The 13,769-nt window shown below is 68.7% G+C and carries 15 protein-coding genes; 2 read left to right on the top strand and 13 right to left on the bottom strand.

The genetic code is table 11. The features are described from left to right. The first annotated feature begins 77 nt into the window (after positions 1-77). Complete coding sequence (locus tag ACOJVU_RS05025; RefSeq protein ID WP_421528781.1) at positions 78-1,058, top strand: IS5 family transposase; 981 nt, start codon at positions 78-80, stop codon at positions 1,056-1,058. Between the two features lie 384 nt (positions 1,059-1,442). Here ACOJVU_RS05025 and ACOJVU_RS05020 read toward each other — a convergent pair whose 3' ends face one another. From ACOJVU_RS05020 to groES, 5 genes are all read right to left on the bottom strand, one after another. Then, on the bottom strand, positions 1,443-2,222 hold the full coding sequence (locus ACOJVU_RS05020) for an enoyl-CoA hydratase (protein WP_421528780.1): 780 nt from the start codon (positions 2,220-2,222) through the stop codon (positions 1,443-1,445). 69 nt (positions 2,223-2,291) lie between these two features. Continuing rightward, positions 2,292-2,543 carry a type II toxin-antitoxin system RelE family toxin gene (locus ACOJVU_RS05015; RefSeq protein ID WP_421528779.1) on the bottom strand — a complete coding sequence of 84 codons (252 nt, stop codon included), beginning with the start codon at positions 2,541-2,543 and terminating at the stop codon, positions 2,292-2,294. After that, a complete protein-coding gene (locus tag ACOJVU_RS05010) occupies positions 2,540-2,812 on the bottom strand; it encodes a type II toxin-antitoxin system Phd/YefM family antitoxin (protein WP_421528778.1) in 273 nt (90 codons plus the stop codon). Before ACOJVU_RS05010 ends, ACOJVU_RS05015 begins: the two co-directional genes overlap by 4 nt. 183 nt (positions 2,813-2,995) lie before the next feature. After that, a complete protein-coding gene (gene groL, locus ACOJVU_RS05005) occupies positions 2,996-4,621 on the bottom strand; it encodes a chaperonin GroEL (protein ID WP_421528777.1) in 1,626 nt (541 codons plus the stop codon). Positions 4,622-4,706: 85 nt separating this feature from the next. After that, the gene (groES, locus tag ACOJVU_RS05000) at positions 4,707-5,009 is read right to left on the bottom strand and encodes a co-chaperone GroES (protein ID WP_007167930.1); all 303 of its coding nucleotides are present in this window, start codon (positions 5,007-5,009) and stop codon (positions 4,707-4,709) included. Between the two features lie 287 nt (positions 5,010-5,296). Here groES and ACOJVU_RS04995 point away from each other — a divergent pair, with 287 nt between their 5' ends. After that, entirely contained in the window at positions 5,297-5,980 is a 684-nt protein-coding gene (locus tag ACOJVU_RS04995; protein ID WP_421528776.1) for a C39 family peptidase, read from the top strand. On the opposite strand, the gene tsaD is transcribed toward ACOJVU_RS04995, so the two are convergent. The 8 genes from tsaD to ACOJVU_RS04955 all read right to left on the bottom strand — a co-directional run. Further along, entirely contained in the window at positions 5,977-7,011 is a 1,035-nt protein-coding gene (tsaD, locus tag ACOJVU_RS04990) for a tRNA (adenosine(37)-N6)-threonylcarbamoyltransferase complex transferase subunit TsaD (protein ID WP_421528775.1), read from the bottom strand. The genes ACOJVU_RS04995 and tsaD overlap by 4 nt on opposite strands. Beyond that, complete coding sequence (gene rimI, locus ACOJVU_RS04985) at positions 7,008-7,484, bottom strand: ribosomal protein S18-alanine N-acetyltransferase (protein ID WP_421528774.1); 477 nt, start codon at positions 7,482-7,484, stop codon at positions 7,008-7,010. Before rimI ends, tsaD begins: the two co-directional genes overlap by 4 nt. Beyond that, on the bottom strand, positions 7,481-8,119 hold the full coding sequence (tsaB, locus tag ACOJVU_RS04980) for a tRNA (adenosine(37)-N6)-threonylcarbamoyltransferase complex dimerization subunit type 1 TsaB (RefSeq protein ID WP_421528773.1): 639 nt from the start codon (positions 8,117-8,119) through the stop codon (positions 7,481-7,483). The genes rimI and tsaB overlap by 4 nt, the downstream gene beginning before the upstream one ends. Beyond that, on the bottom strand, positions 8,101-8,586 hold the full coding sequence (tsaE, locus tag ACOJVU_RS04975; RefSeq protein WP_421528772.1) for a tRNA (adenosine(37)-N6)-threonylcarbamoyltransferase complex ATPase subunit type 1 TsaE: 486 nt from the start codon (positions 8,584-8,586) through the stop codon (positions 8,101-8,103). The genes tsaB and tsaE overlap by 19 nt, the downstream gene beginning before the upstream one ends. Further along, on the bottom strand, positions 8,579-9,631 hold the full coding sequence (locus ACOJVU_RS04970) for an alpha/beta fold hydrolase (RefSeq protein ID WP_421528782.1): 1,053 nt from the start codon (positions 9,629-9,631) through the stop codon (positions 8,579-8,581). The genes tsaE and ACOJVU_RS04970 overlap by 8 nt, the downstream gene beginning before the upstream one ends. A gap of 52 nt (positions 9,632-9,683) precedes the next feature. Continuing rightward, on the bottom strand, positions 9,684-10,850 hold the full coding sequence (gene alr / locus ACOJVU_RS04965; protein WP_421528771.1) for an alanine racemase: 1,167 nt from the start codon (positions 10,848-10,850) through the stop codon (positions 9,684-9,686). A 233-nt stretch (positions 10,851-11,083) separates the two neighbouring features. Next, positions 11,084-12,478, bottom strand: a complete 1,395-nt coding sequence (locus tag ACOJVU_RS04960) for a glutamate decarboxylase (RefSeq protein ID WP_421528770.1) — start codon at positions 12,476-12,478, stop codon at positions 11,084-11,086. A 44-nt stretch (positions 12,479-12,522) separates the two neighbouring features. Then, positions 12,523-13,769, bottom strand: a 1,247-nt coding sequence (locus ACOJVU_RS04955; protein WP_421528769.1) for an NAD(P)H-hydrate dehydratase, incomplete at its 5' end; no start/stop codon positions are given.

The raw sequence follows: 13,769 nt of genomic DNA, 5'->3' as shown, positions 1-13,769 counted from the left end.
CTAGGGATCCACTGATTTTTGGGTGGTCGGCGGGTCGGCTGGTCTGGGTGGCCGGTGTCAGGAAATGATTGCAGGTCATGAACACCGCGCAGCCCAGTTTCACCGACATCGAATACGGAAACCGGCGGCGGGTTTCTCGCCGGGAACAGTTCCTGGTCACGATGGATGCCGCGATCCCGTGGGGTGTGTGGGTGGGGCTGATTGAGCCGCACTACTACACCGAGGCGCCGGGCAAGCGGGGCCGTAAGGCCAAGCCGATCGAGACGATGCTGCGGATGTATCTGCTGCAGGTGTGGTTTTCGCTGTCGGATGAGGGCGTGGAGGAGGCGATCTATGACTCCTATGCGATGCGCCGGTTCATGGGGCTGGACTTCGCTGTCGAGCAGGTACCTGATGCGACCACGCTGCTGGGGTTTCGCCACCTTCTTGAGGAGCACAAGCTCGGGGAGAAGCTGTTCGCCGCGCAGAACCAGATCTTCGACAAGGAAGGCTGGATCATGCGCGGGGGCAGCATCATCGATGCCACGATCATCGCCGCGCCGTCCTCGACCAAGAACGCCGCCGGTGCCCGTGATCCGGGCATGCACCAGACCAAGAAGGGCAACCAGTGGTACTTCGGTATGAAGGGCCACATCGGGGTCGACGCCGGCACCGGGTACGTCCACACGGTGACCGCCACACCTGCAAACACCCATGACCTGGACGAGGCGGTCAACCTGGTGCGCGATGACGACGAGGTGGTCTACACCGATTCGGGCTACCAGGGCGCGCAGAAGCGTCCCGAGATCGCCCGAGACGAGCACAAGTCGAAGATCCAGTGGCGGGTGGCTGCCCGCAAGACCCAGCTCAAGACGATGCATCCCGTTGATCGGGCGATTGAGACCCGCAAGGCGTCGGTGCGGGCCAAGGTCGAGCATCCGTTCTTGATTATCAAACGCGACTTCGGGTTCACCAAGACCCGCTACCGCGGAATCACCAAGAACCTCAATCATTTACATGTGCTGTTCGCCTCGGCGAACTGGCTCATGCGCACCCGCGCCGTCACCCTGATGGGGTGACGGCCAGGCACCGGCCTGCCCAAAACCGGCCACGCAAGACCCCCCACCGGGGCTACGGGCCCGCACAGGCCACCACGACGGCCCGCCACGGCCTCACCAGCAACACCGGCAGCCCCGAATAGCGCATTGATCAGTGCATCCCTAGACCTCGACGACATCCGCTTTGGCTCAGCGGCTTAGGCCAATAGCCCCAGGACAGGTTCTCGATCTGGCGGAACGGTTCTTCATCGAGCAGCTGTTCTGAGATGGCTGAAGGAGCTACGCCCTGCTAACCCTGCTAACTCGGAAGGGATGCGTGACCAGGCGCGAACCGTCACGGTTGCGGTGGGCATCTCATCGCAAGCCTCTGACGCACCAAAGGGTTCGCCGACCGCGGCGCGGCCCTCACCCGGTCCAGCGGGGCGGGCGCTTCTCGATGAAGGCCTGGACGCCCTCGAGCGCGCAGGGCTCCATCATGTTGGCGGCCATCGTCGCGCCCGCGTCCTGGTAGGCGGCCTCGATTCCGGCCTCGATCTGGCGGTAGAAGAGGGCCTTGCCCATTGCGACGGCAACGCGAGGCTTGGCGACGACCCTCGCCACCAGCGCCTCCACCGCCTCGTCCAGCGCCTCGGGTGCGGCTACTTTGTTGACAAGCCCCAGCACCCGCGCCTCTTCGGCGGAGACGAACTCCCCGGTGACGAGCATCTCGAAGGCGGCTTTGCGGGGCAGATTGCGCGACAGCGCCACTCCCGGCGTCGCGCAGAACAGCCCGACGTTGATGCCGCTGACCGCGAAGCGCGCGTCGCGGCTCGCCACCGCGAGGTCACACATCGCGACGAGCTGGCAGCCCGCGGCGGTCGCCAGGCCGTGGACCCGCGCGACCACCGGTACGGGTAGGCGCTGAAGCGCCATCATCACCGACGTGCACTGCGCGAACAGGCTCCGGTAATAGTCGAGCGACGGCTCGGCCCGCATCTCCTTCAGGTCGTGGCCGGCACAGAAGGCCGCGCCGGACGCCCCGAGCACGACGGCACGCACCGCCCCGTCGTCGGCGAGCGCGTCGACGGTCTCGCCGAGCGCCGCGAGCATGGCCTCCGACAACGCATTGAAAGCGTTCGGGCGGTTCAGCGTCAGCGTGACGACACCGCGCTCGTCGCGATGGTGCAGCAGTAGAGGTTCTTCCATTGTTTGGCCTCACTCGATTGACCCGGCGCTACTCGGACGCTAACACCGGCCGGACCTGACGCCAACGCGTCACCGATAGGCGTCGCTGCGCTTGGCCACGTTGAAAACCGTTATCTCGCCCGCGGTGTCGTCGATGGCGTACACCACCCGGTAATGCCCGAATCGCACACGCCAATCACGTTGGCTCCCAACTAATTTCTTCGCTTTGGCCGGTCGTGGATCGTTCGACAGGCCTATGACCACCTGCAGTGCCGCCTCCAATTCAGCACGCGGGAGTCGCTGCAACTGCTTGAGGACGTCCGGATGAAACGAGATCTTCATCCGGCCGCGAACGCATCGGCATCGACACCGAGTTCGTCAAGCATCTCCGCCAGAGGAACCGCGCGGAACGAGTTGGCCTGCAGCTCGCGCAGCCGAAGTGCGTCGACGACATCGGCGTGCTCATGCAGCCGCTCGTAGTCGGCCAAGCTGATGATCACCGCTACCTCGGTGCCGCTGTCGGTGATGATGGCTTCTTCGCCTGTCGAGGCGACCGTCCGCACCACTGCTCCTAGGCTGCCGCGAAGATCCCGCAGACTATGCGTACTCATGTGTACACACATTACACAGCCTCTTGTGCGCCCCGCTTCCGTAAATCGGGGCGATCGCCGCGAAAGTGATCAGTGCATGGAGAACTCGACGTCGCTCGACTTTCTCGAGCTCGTCGGGCGAGGCATCAAGAACGGGGGCCGGAACTCACAACAGGTTCCAGCCCCCGCCCTCTTGGTGGCGAACTAGTGGTGATGATGCCCGTGCCCATGCCCGTGGCCGTCGCCCTCCTCCTCGGCGGGCTTCTCGACAATCGCCGTCTCGGTGGTGAGCACCATCCGTGCCACCGATGCCGCGTTGCGCACCGCCGACCGGGTGACCTTGACCGGGTCGATGACGCCGTCGGCGATCAGGTCGCCGTAGCGCAGCGTCGCGGCGTTGAGGCCGTGCCCGGCGGGCAGCCCGCTGACCTTGTTGACCACGACCGCACCGTCCAGGCCGGCGTTGTCGGCGATCCAGTACAGCGGTGCGGCCAGGGCGTCGGAGAAGACGTCGACCCCCGCCGCCTGGTCACCGGTCAGCGACGCCCGCAGGTCTTTCAGTGCCTCGCGGGCGCCGATGAGCGCCGTACCACCGCCGGCCACGATGCCCTCCTCGACAGCCGCCTTGGCCGCCGCGACGGCGTCCTCGACGCTTTCCTTGCGCTTCTTGAGTTCCGTCTCGGTAGCGGCACCGACCTTGAGCACGGCAACCCCGCCGGCCAGCTTGGCCAGCCGCTCCTGCAGCTTCTCGCGGTCCCAGTCCGAGTCGCTCGCCTCGGCCTCGGCGCGCAGCTGCTTGATGCGGCCGGCCACCGCCTCGCCGGAACCGCCGCCGTCGACGATGATGGTGTCGTCCTTGCCGACCACCACCCGGCGGGCCGAGCCCAGGACCTCGACCCCGACCTCGCGCAGCAGCAGGCCGGCGTCGGGGTTGACCACCTGGCCGCCTGTGACGATCGCGAGGTCCTCCATGAATGCCTTGCGCCGGTCGCCGAAGAACGGCGACTTGACCGCCACGGCCTTCAGCGTTTTGCGGATCGAGTTGACCACCAGCGTGGCCAGGGCCTCACCATCGATGTCCTCGGCGATGATGACCAGCGGCTTGCCCGCTTCGGCGACCTTCTCCAGCATGGGCAGCAGATCGGGCAGCGAGCTGATCTTCTCCTGGTGCAACAGGATCAGCGGGTCTTCGAGCACGGCCTGCTGGGCGTCGAAGTCGGTCACGAAATACGCCGACAAGTAACCCTTGTCGAAGCCGACACCCTCGGTGAACTCCAGCTCGGTGCTCATCGTCGAGGATTCCTCGACACTGACGACGCCGTCGGTACCCACCTTGTGCATCGCCTCGCCCACCAACTCGCCGATCTGCTCGTCGCGTGAGGAGACCGTCGCCACCTGGGCGATGCCCTCCTTGCCGGAAACCGGGGTCGCCGACGCGAGCAGCGCCTCGGACACCGCGTCGGCGGCCTTGCCGATCCCCGCGCCGAGTTCCATCGCGTTGACTCCGGCAGCGACCAGGCGCAGGCCGCCCTTCACCAGCGCCTGGGCCAGCACCGTGGCTGTGGTGGTGCCATCTCCCGCGACGTCGTTGGTCTTGGTGGCCACCGACTTGACCAGCTGGGCGCCGAGGTTCTCGAACGGGTCCTCCAGGTCGATCTCGCGCGCGACGGTGACACCGTCGTTGGTGACCGTGGGGCCGCCCCAGGACTTGGCGATCACCACGTGGCGGCCGCGCGGCCCCAGGGTCACCCGGACCGCGTCGGCGAGCGCGTTCACGCCCGCCTCGATGGCACGACGCGCATCCTCGTCGTACGCAATGAGCTTGCTCATCAGGTTCCTTCTTCCCACCTACTGACGCATTCCGCCCCGGAAATCACCCGTGGAACACACGGGGATCGCCGGGGCGGAACACGAGTTACTTGGATACGACAGCGAGCACGTCGCGCGCCGACAGGATCAGGTACTCCTCGCCGTTGTACTTGATCTCGGTGCCGCCGTACTTGCTGTAGATCACGGTGTCACCCTCGGACACGTCCAGCGGAATCCGCTTCTCGCCGTCCTCGTCCCAGCGGCCGGGGCCAACTGCGACGACGGTGCCTTCCTGCGGCTTCTCCTTGGCGGTGTCGGGAATGACCAGACCGGACGCGGTCGTGGTCTCGGCCTCGTTGGCCTGCACGAGAATCTTGTCCTCGAGTGGCTTGATGTTCACCTTCGCCACGATGGGAGCCCTCCAGTTAGTTGGTAGCAGGCCCGGGACCATCGCCCGGGCCGGAGTTGGCGGTCGGATCGCGGCGTGGCCCCGAACCGTCCGTTTGTTAGGTGGTCTGGCAGTCGTCCGTACCCTCACACCGTCGTCGCGGGTGCCGGCACAAGGGGGCGTCCGATTGCCACCTAGCACTCTATACATGAGAGTGCTAGCACTCAAGGGGGGCCTGTTGCTTCCTCCCTGAGAGCCCCTACACGCGGGGCGCTGCCCGAGATCCGCGCCGGGTTGATAATGGACAGATGCCCGCGAGGATCCTGCTCACCAAGCGCGCCATGATCGCGGCCATGTTGTTCATCGCGGCCTTCGTCGCGTCCGCTGGGGCCGACACCGTGTTGGCCGCCGCCGACCCGGGCGGCCAGATGTACGGCAACCCGCAAGCCGCCGCGCCCTACTGGCGCTACCAGCATCAGCAAGACTGCGGCCTGATGGCCGTCGCCGACGTGGTCGGCCAGCTCACCGGCCACGAACCCACGCAGATCGGCATCGAACTGCGCGGAATCTTCACCCCCAGCGAAGCGCACGGCGGGGATGTGTACTTCTTCGACGGCACGTCACCCCAGGACATGGTCATGCTCCTGCAGCGCTACGGCATCCAGTCAGACGTGACGACCGGCAACACCATGCAAGGGATCGAGGACTACCTCAGCGGCGGCCACAAGGTCATCGCAGCGCTCAACGCGGAGACGATCTGGAACTATCCCCCGAGCCAGGGGCAACGCACACAGGCCGACCATGCCGTCGTCGTCACCGGGGTCGACACCGCCGACAACGTCGTCCACCTCAACGACAGCGGCACACCGAACGGCCGGGATGAACTGATCCCGATGGACATCTTCACCCAGGCCTGGTCGACCAGCGACAACCTGCTGATCGTCACCCAGGCGACCGGCTACGGGACATTACCGTGGGCGCCTCAGATCTAAGGCAACCGGCTCTGCACCACCGGCAGGCCCGGGTCGCTGGCCACATCCAGCGGTGATGGCGGCGCGCCCGAAGCCACCAGATGCGCGGCGAACGACGCGATCATCGCCCCGTTGTCGGTGCAGCGCCGCGGCCCGGGGATCCGCAGGGTCAGGCCGGCCTGCGCGCAGCGCTGCGCGGCGAGCTCGCGCAGCCGCGAGTTCGCGGCGACTCCCCCGGCGATCAGCAGGGTCGACACGCCGGCCCGGGTGGCGGCCCGCACCGCTTTCATCGTCAACACGTCGGCAACGGCTTCCTGGAATCCGGCGGCGACGTCAACGGCACAGAAATCCGGGGTGCTCTCCAGATACCGCGCCACCGCGGTTTTCAGTCCGGAGAAGCTGAACGCGCACGGGTCGTCGGCCGGCCCGGTCATGCCGCGGGGGAAGACGACGGCTTCGGGATCTCCGGTGCGGGCCAGCTCGTCGAGCACCCTGCCGCCCGGATAGCCCAGACCCAGCAGCCGCGCCACCTTGTCATAGGCCTCACCGGCGGCGTCGTCGACGGTGCTGCCGAGCTCGACGATCGGCTCGCCGAGCGAACGCACGTGCAGCAGGTGCGTGTGTCCCCCCGACACCAGCAGCGCCACGCACTCAGGTAACGGGCCGTGCTCGTAGACGTCGGCGGCCAGATGCCCGCCGAGATGGTTGACGGCGTAGAAGGGCACACCCCAGGCGGCCGCATAGGCCTTGGCCGCCGCGACCCCCACCATCAGGGCTCCGGCCAGACCGGGCCCGATGGTCGTGGCCACGATGTCGGGCCGCTCGAGCCCGGCGGCCGCCAGGGCGCGGCGCATGGTGGGGCCGAGCGCCTCCAGGTGGGCCCGGGAGGCGATCTCGGGCACCACGCCGCCGAACCGGGCGTGCTCGTCGACGCTGGAGGCCACCGCGTCGGCCAGCAGTGTCACGGTGGCCCCCTTGCCGGTGCCGTCCAGCCGGGAGATGCCGACTCCGGTTTCGTCGCAGGAACTTTCGATGGCCAGGATGACGGTCATGGGTTTCGGTGCGCCTCTCTGCGCATCGTGTAGGCGTCGGCGCCGCTGATGCGGTAGTAGCGGCGGCGCAGGCCGACCTGCTCGAACCCCACACTGCAGTACAACGCGATCGCGGCCGCGTTGTCGGTGCGCACCTCCAGGTACACCACAGCCCCGTCGGCGAAGGCCAGCAGCTCCTCGAGCAGCCGCCGGCCGATGCCGCGGCCCTGATAGGCGGGGTCCACGCCGATGGTGTGCACCTCGTACTCGAACGGCGGCCTGCGACCCAGTCGCGAGATGCCGGCGTAACCGACCAGCGCTTCAGCGGTGCGCGCGCCCACATAGTGGTTATGCGGGCCGGCCAGTTCGCGCGTGAACGCAGCCGGCGGCCACGGGTCGTCACCGTCGAACAGCTGCGATTCGAGTTCAGCGCACCGCTGTGCGTCGGCCGGGGTCAACGCGCCGACGGACACGGTCCCGTCGCAGGCGGTCATCGGCGCTCCGTCAGGGGTTTGGCGTCGGGCCGGCGCAGGTACAGCGCCACCAGGGGCGACGGCGGCGCCGACCAGTCCCCGACGGCGGCCACCAGGCCGGCCGGTGTCGGATGGACGGGGCCGCAGCGCGGCAGGCCGAATGGCGCCGCGTGCCCGGGCGAACCGGCCACCGCCCGCGCGGTGCCGGGATCGACGCCGGCCGGTGGCCCGACTGCCGGACCCTCGGTACGGACCCCGTCTCGGTAACGGGCCCAGTAGATTTCGCGGCGGCGGGCGTCGGTGACGACCAGGATCTCGCCGGTGGTGAGCACGCCGATGGCGTCCAGGCTGCACACCCCGTACACCGGGATGCCCAGCGCGTGCCCGTAGGCGGCGGCGCTGGCCATACCCACCCGCAGGCCGGTGAAGGGACCTGGGCCGCAGCCCACCACGACGGCGTCGAGATCGACCATCCTCAGCGCGGCGTCGGCGAGCGCGGCGAGCACGTTGGGGGTGAGCCGTTCGGCGTGGGCGCGGGCACTTATGGTGACCCGCTCGGCCAGCACGGCCAGATCGTCGCGACGCACCACCCCGGCCGTCACCGCCTCGGTCGCGGTGTCGATGGTCAAGATGACGCTCACGAGGCCCACCGCCACGTCGCGAGCCGCACGTCGGAATGACTGACCCGTTCCAGGCGGACGTCGAGGTGCCGCTCGGCGAGGCGTTCGGCGAGGCCCTCGCCCCACTCCACCACGACGACCGCATCCTGCAGTTCGGTGTCGAGGTCCAGCGAGTCGAGTTCCCCCAGCAGGTCGGCTCCGGGCTGGTCCAGCAATCGGTACATGTCGACGTGGATCATCGCCGGCGCGCCCGGCCGCCGCGGGCGATGCACCCGCGCCAGCACATACGACGGCGAGGTGATCGGGCCCTCGACATCCATGGCTGCGGCAATTCCCTTGGCCAGCAACGTTTTTCCCGCTCCGAGTGGTCCGGAGAGCACGACTACGTCACCAGCGCGCAGCTGCTCGCCCAACCGGGACCCCAGCGCGATTGTGTCCTCGGCGCGCTCGCAGGTGGCGGTGCACCGGGTCGGGACGCCGGCACCGAACCTCGACTCAGCCACGGCGCCCGAACCTTTCCCGGATCCGGCGGTAGGGCCGGGCCATCGCGTCCGGCCGGGACCGTTCGACGAGCCGGACCAACCCGTCGTTGATGGCCTCGGGCCTGTCCAGCAGTGCCAGGTGGCTGGCCCCGGAGACGATCACCAACTCGGACAACGGCATACATGCAGCCATCTTGCGGGAGTATTCATCCGGAGTGAGCAGGTCGTGGTCGCCGCAGGCGACCAGGGTCGGGACCCGCAGCAGCGTCCACAGCCCGGCCGTTTCGTCGTGCTGCTCCAGCGCGTCCAGGAACCCCACCAGCGTGGCGATCGGGGTGTCGTTCATCATGCACTGCGCGAACGCATCCAGGCTCCGGCTGACCTTGAGGTCGCTGAACGACGCGGCCCGCAGCACGGGGCCGATCACTGATCGCGACATGGTGCGGCCGTGGTTCACCAGTCTGGGTGCGGACCTGGTGGTGAGCCGGATCGCCTCCAGCGCAGGATTTTTCAGCAACTCACCCAGCGGTGAGCGGGGCAGCCCCTCGGCGGCAGACGAAATCAGCGCCGCGCCGACGATTCGTTTTCCGTATCCCTCGGGGAACTGGCGGGCGTGCGACAACACCGTCATACCGCCCATCGAATGCCCCACCAGCACGATCTTCCTACGCGGCGCCGCCGCTGCCAGCACACTTTCCAGGTCTTCGCCGAGCTGGGCCAGCGTGTAGGTCTGCGGCAAGCCCTCGCCGGACCGGCCGTGCCCGCGTTGGTCATAGAAGACCATTCGCACCCGCGGCCCCAGCCGCGCGGGCAACCGGGTCCGCTGGAAATGGAAGGCGCCCATACGCAGACAGAAGCCGTGGACGAACACCATCGTCAACGGGGCGTCCACGGGCCCCGTCTCACAGACGTCCAGCGCCACTCCGTCCGGGGTGGTGACCACATAGCTGCGGTCGGCGTCGATCCTGTCGAAATCCTCGTCGGCGTAGGGATCGTCGGCAGCGGTCGAGCGCTGGGTCACCGAGTGGCGGATCGAGGCCCCCACGATGGCGGCGATCGCGGTCAGACCCGCACCTCCCGCAAACCAGGCCCTGAACCAGTGGCGCCGGCGGGTTCGGTCATCGCTCAACGGTTCCCGCCTCGCGGTATGTCCTGGTGATACGTCCCCGGGGGCTGGTCACCACCTCGTAGTGGATGGTGCCGAGCAGATCGGCCCAGTCCTGTGCGGTCGGTTCGCCACCGCCGCCCGGCCCGAACAGGATCGCCTCGTCGCCTTCGGCCACGTCAGGCTTTCCGGGTCCCAGGTCGACGAGGAACTGATCCATGCAGATCCGTCCGACGCCGGGCCGCCGCCTGCCGTTGATCAGGACGTCGAGGCGTCCCCCCAGCATGCGGAACACCCCGTCTGCGTAGCCGATCGGCAGCAGCGCCAGGTTGGTGTCGCGGTCGGCGATCCAGGTGTGGCCATACGACACGCCCTCGCCGGCACGGATCGCCTTCACCAGCGCGACAGTACATTTCACTGTCATCGCCGGTACCAGCCCCATGTCGCCGAGCACGGGGACCGGGCTGAGGCCGTACACGGCGATACCCGGCCGAACGAGGTCGAAAGCCAGGTCGGGTCGCGACATCGTCGCCGACGAATTGGACAGATGGGCAACCTCGAACCGCATCCCCTGGTCGCGCACCGTCGCGAGAAGCTCGGCGAACCGTCGGGCCTGGACGTCGTTGATGGGGCTGTCGGGCTGGTCGGCGTGCACCAGATGCGACATCAGCCCGCGCGCCCGCACGGCGCCTTCGGCCACGGCCCGGCGCAACGCGTCCAGCAGCGACGGGAACTGGGCCGGGGGGACCCCGTTGCGGTTCAGCCCGGTGTCGGCCTTGACGGTGACGGTCGCCGTCTGGCCGGTGCGGCGTGCGGCGTCCAGCAGCTCGCCGAGCTGGCGAGGCGAGGAGATGGCGATCTGGATGTCGGCCAGCAGGGCGGGACCGAAGTCGATACCCGGTGGGTGCAGCCACGCCAGCACCGGTGCGGCGATCCCGTCCGCGCGCAGCGCCAGCGCCTCGTCGACGGTGGCCACGCCCAGCTCGGCAGCCCCCGAGGTCAGCGCAGCGCGGGCAACCCGGGTGGCCCCGTGGCCGTAGCCGTCGGCCTTGACGACGGCCATCACCTGGCCGTGGCCGGCGTGCTCGCGCAGCACCCGCACGTTGTGCTCGATGGCGCCCAGGTCAACCACGGCCTCGGCCAGAACGCCTGGCGTCAGGGATGTCGGCGTAACGGCCACGGACGATATTGTCCCAGAATCGTTCCGGCACGTTCACCGTGCAGCGAGTCACTCGCGGCCCATGGGGCGCAACCGCCACACCAGTCTCTGGGCCGAGCGGCACACGATGCGCCCGCCTCAGAGCGACAACGCGCGTCGCAGGCTGCCTGCCAGGCGTTGTCGCTGCGAGGCGGGCAAAAAGAGGACCGTCTCCCGACGGGGACCACTGTGGCGGATGTGACAAGCCACCCGGGTCAGTGCGCGAAGTGCTGTTCGCCGTGGTGTCCGCCAGGCTCGACCCTGTCCAGCGACGCCAGCACAGACACCATGTCGTTGTGCAGTGCCCGGGCCAAGTCGGCCGACATCCCCTCGCGCACCACGACACGCAGCACCGCCACGTCGGCGGCGTTGTCGGGCATCGTGTAGGCCGGCACCTGCCAGCCGTAGCTTCGCAGCTCGTGGGAGACGTCGAACTCGGTGTACCCACGGTTGCCCGCGAGTTTGAAGGCGACCACCGGGATCGCCGAGCCGTCCGAGATCACCTCGCAATGCTCGCGGGCGCACAGTTGCTCGGCCAGCCAGCGCGCCGTACCCGACAGCGTCCGCATCACCTTGGTGTAACCCTCGCGACCCAGGCGCAAAAAGTTGTAGTACTGCCCGACCACCTGGTTGCCCGGCCGGGAGAAATTCAGCGTGAAGGTCGGCATGTCCCCGCCGAGGTAGTTGACCCGGAAGACCAGCTCCTCGGGCAGGTACTCGTTGCTGCGCCACACCACGAAGCCGACGCCGGGGTAGGTCAGCCCGTACTTGTGCCCGCTGACATTGATCGACACGACGCGGGGCAGCCGGAAATCCCACCTGAGTTCCGGCTGCAAGAAGGGCACCACGAAACCGCCGCTGGCCGCGTCGACGTGCACGGGAACGTCGACGCCCCCGGCGGCGGCCAGTGTGTCCAGCGCGGCGCAGATCTCGGCGACGGGTTCGAGCTCCCCGGTGTAGGTGGTGCCCAGGATCGCCACCACGCCGATGGTGTCCTCGTCGACGGCATCGACGACCTGCTCGGGGGTGATCACATAGCGACCCACCTCCATCGGCAGGTAGCGGGGCTCGACGTCGAAGTAGCGGCAGAACTTCTCCCACACCACCTGGACGTTGGAGCCCATCACCAGATTCGGGGTCCGCTTCGCCCAGCCTCCCCCTTTTTTGGACCCGACTTTCTGGCGCCAGCGCCACTTCATCGCCAGCCCGCCGAGCATCACCGCCTCGCTGGAGCCGACCGTGGACACCCCGCAGGCGCTGTGGGGATCGTCGTCACGCAGCCCGTCGGCATGGAACAGGTCGGCCACCATGCACACGCAACGCTGCTCGATGGCCGCGGTCGCGGGGTACTCGTCCTTGTCGATCATGTTCTTGTCGAACGTCTCGGCCATGAGCTTGCCGGCCTCGGGGTCCATCCAGGTGGTGACGAACGTGGCCAGGTTCAGCCGCGAGCTGCCGTCGAGCATCAATTCGTCGTGGACGAAGCGGTACGCGGCGTCAGGGTTCATCGACTCCTCGGGCAGGCGCAGCGCCGGGATCGGGGCGGTGAACAGGCGGCTGGTGTACGCGGGCGCGATCGAGTGCGCGGCCATGGAGGGGTGATGGGGCATGCGGTTCCTTTCTTGGGGTCGTCTTGGGGCCGGCAGCCTTGCTTCTACAAGGCGGCCAGGGCGGCCCGGATGTGCGGGATGATTCTCGACGCCGAGGTCGGCGCGTCTGAGGGGCCGGGATCTGCAGCCGAGGACGCCGCGGCGCGGGCGTGTACGAAGGCGGCCACCGCGGCCGCCTCGGCCCCCGGCAGGCCCGCTGCCAACAGCGCGCCGATCATCCCGGACAGCACGTCGCCCGAGCCCGCAGTGGCGGCCCAGGACTGCCCGGCCGGGTTGAGGAAAACGGGGCCGCCGGCGTCGGCGATGACGGTGACATTGCCCTTGAGCAGCACCGTGGCACCGAACTCGTCGGCCAGCGTGCGGCAGGCACTGACCCGGTCGTCGCCGGGCGGGTGCCCGGCGAGCCGGGCGAATTCCCCGGCGTGGGGAGTCAGCACGGTCGGCGCCTCACGGTCGGCCACCAACTCGGGTCGCGTCGCCAGGATGGTCAGCCCGTCGGCGTCGACGATCACCGGCAGGTCGGTGCCCAGCGCGAACGTCAGGGCCCCGGCGCCGGTCTCGTCGGTACCCAACCCGGGCCCGGCCACCCAGGCCTGCACCCGCCCGGCTGCTGCCGGGGTGGGTGCGGCGATGACCTCGGGCCACCGTGCGAGTACCTCGGCGTGCGCGCTGCCGGCGTAGCGGACCATGCCGGAGGTGGCCGCGACGGCGGCGCCCGTGCACAGTACGGCCGCGCCCGGGTACGTCGACGAGCCGGCCATCACGCCGGTCACCCCCTGGGTGTATTTGTCGTCCCGGGGACCGGGCACCGGCCAGCGCGCCAGCACGTCGGCGGCCTCGAACCCCAGCGCCTCGACAGCGGGCGGGCCCGGCAGGTCCAGGCCGATGTCGATGAGTTCCACGCGGCCGCAGTCGGCCAGCGCGTGCACCGGCTTGAGCCCGCCGAAGGTGACGGTCACGGCGGCGGTCACGGCGGGACCGGTGATCGCCCCGGTCATCACGTCGATCCCGCTGGGAATGTCGACGGCAACCACCGGGATGGCCGCGTCGTCCACCGCCTTGAACACCGCGGCCGCGGCCGGCCGCAGCGGCCCCGACCCGGAGATACCCACCACCCCGTCGATGACGAGATCAGTGTTCGGGGAGACTCTTTCGACGACACGGCCGCCCGCCTTGCGGAACGCGGCCAACGCCTTGGGGTGGGCGCGGTCCGGATCGAGCAGGACCGCGTCGGCGGACGCGCCGCGACGGCGCACGAACGTCGCGGCCCACAGGGCGTCGCCGCCGTTGT

Source organism: Mycobacterium sp. THU-M104 (genome assembly GCF_049197365.1).
Lineage (GTDB): Bacteria > Actinomycetota > Actinomycetes > Mycobacteriales > Mycobacteriaceae > Mycobacterium.
Note: the sequence above shows the minus strand (reverse complement) of the source record. Positions and strands in the feature narration are given on the sequence as shown.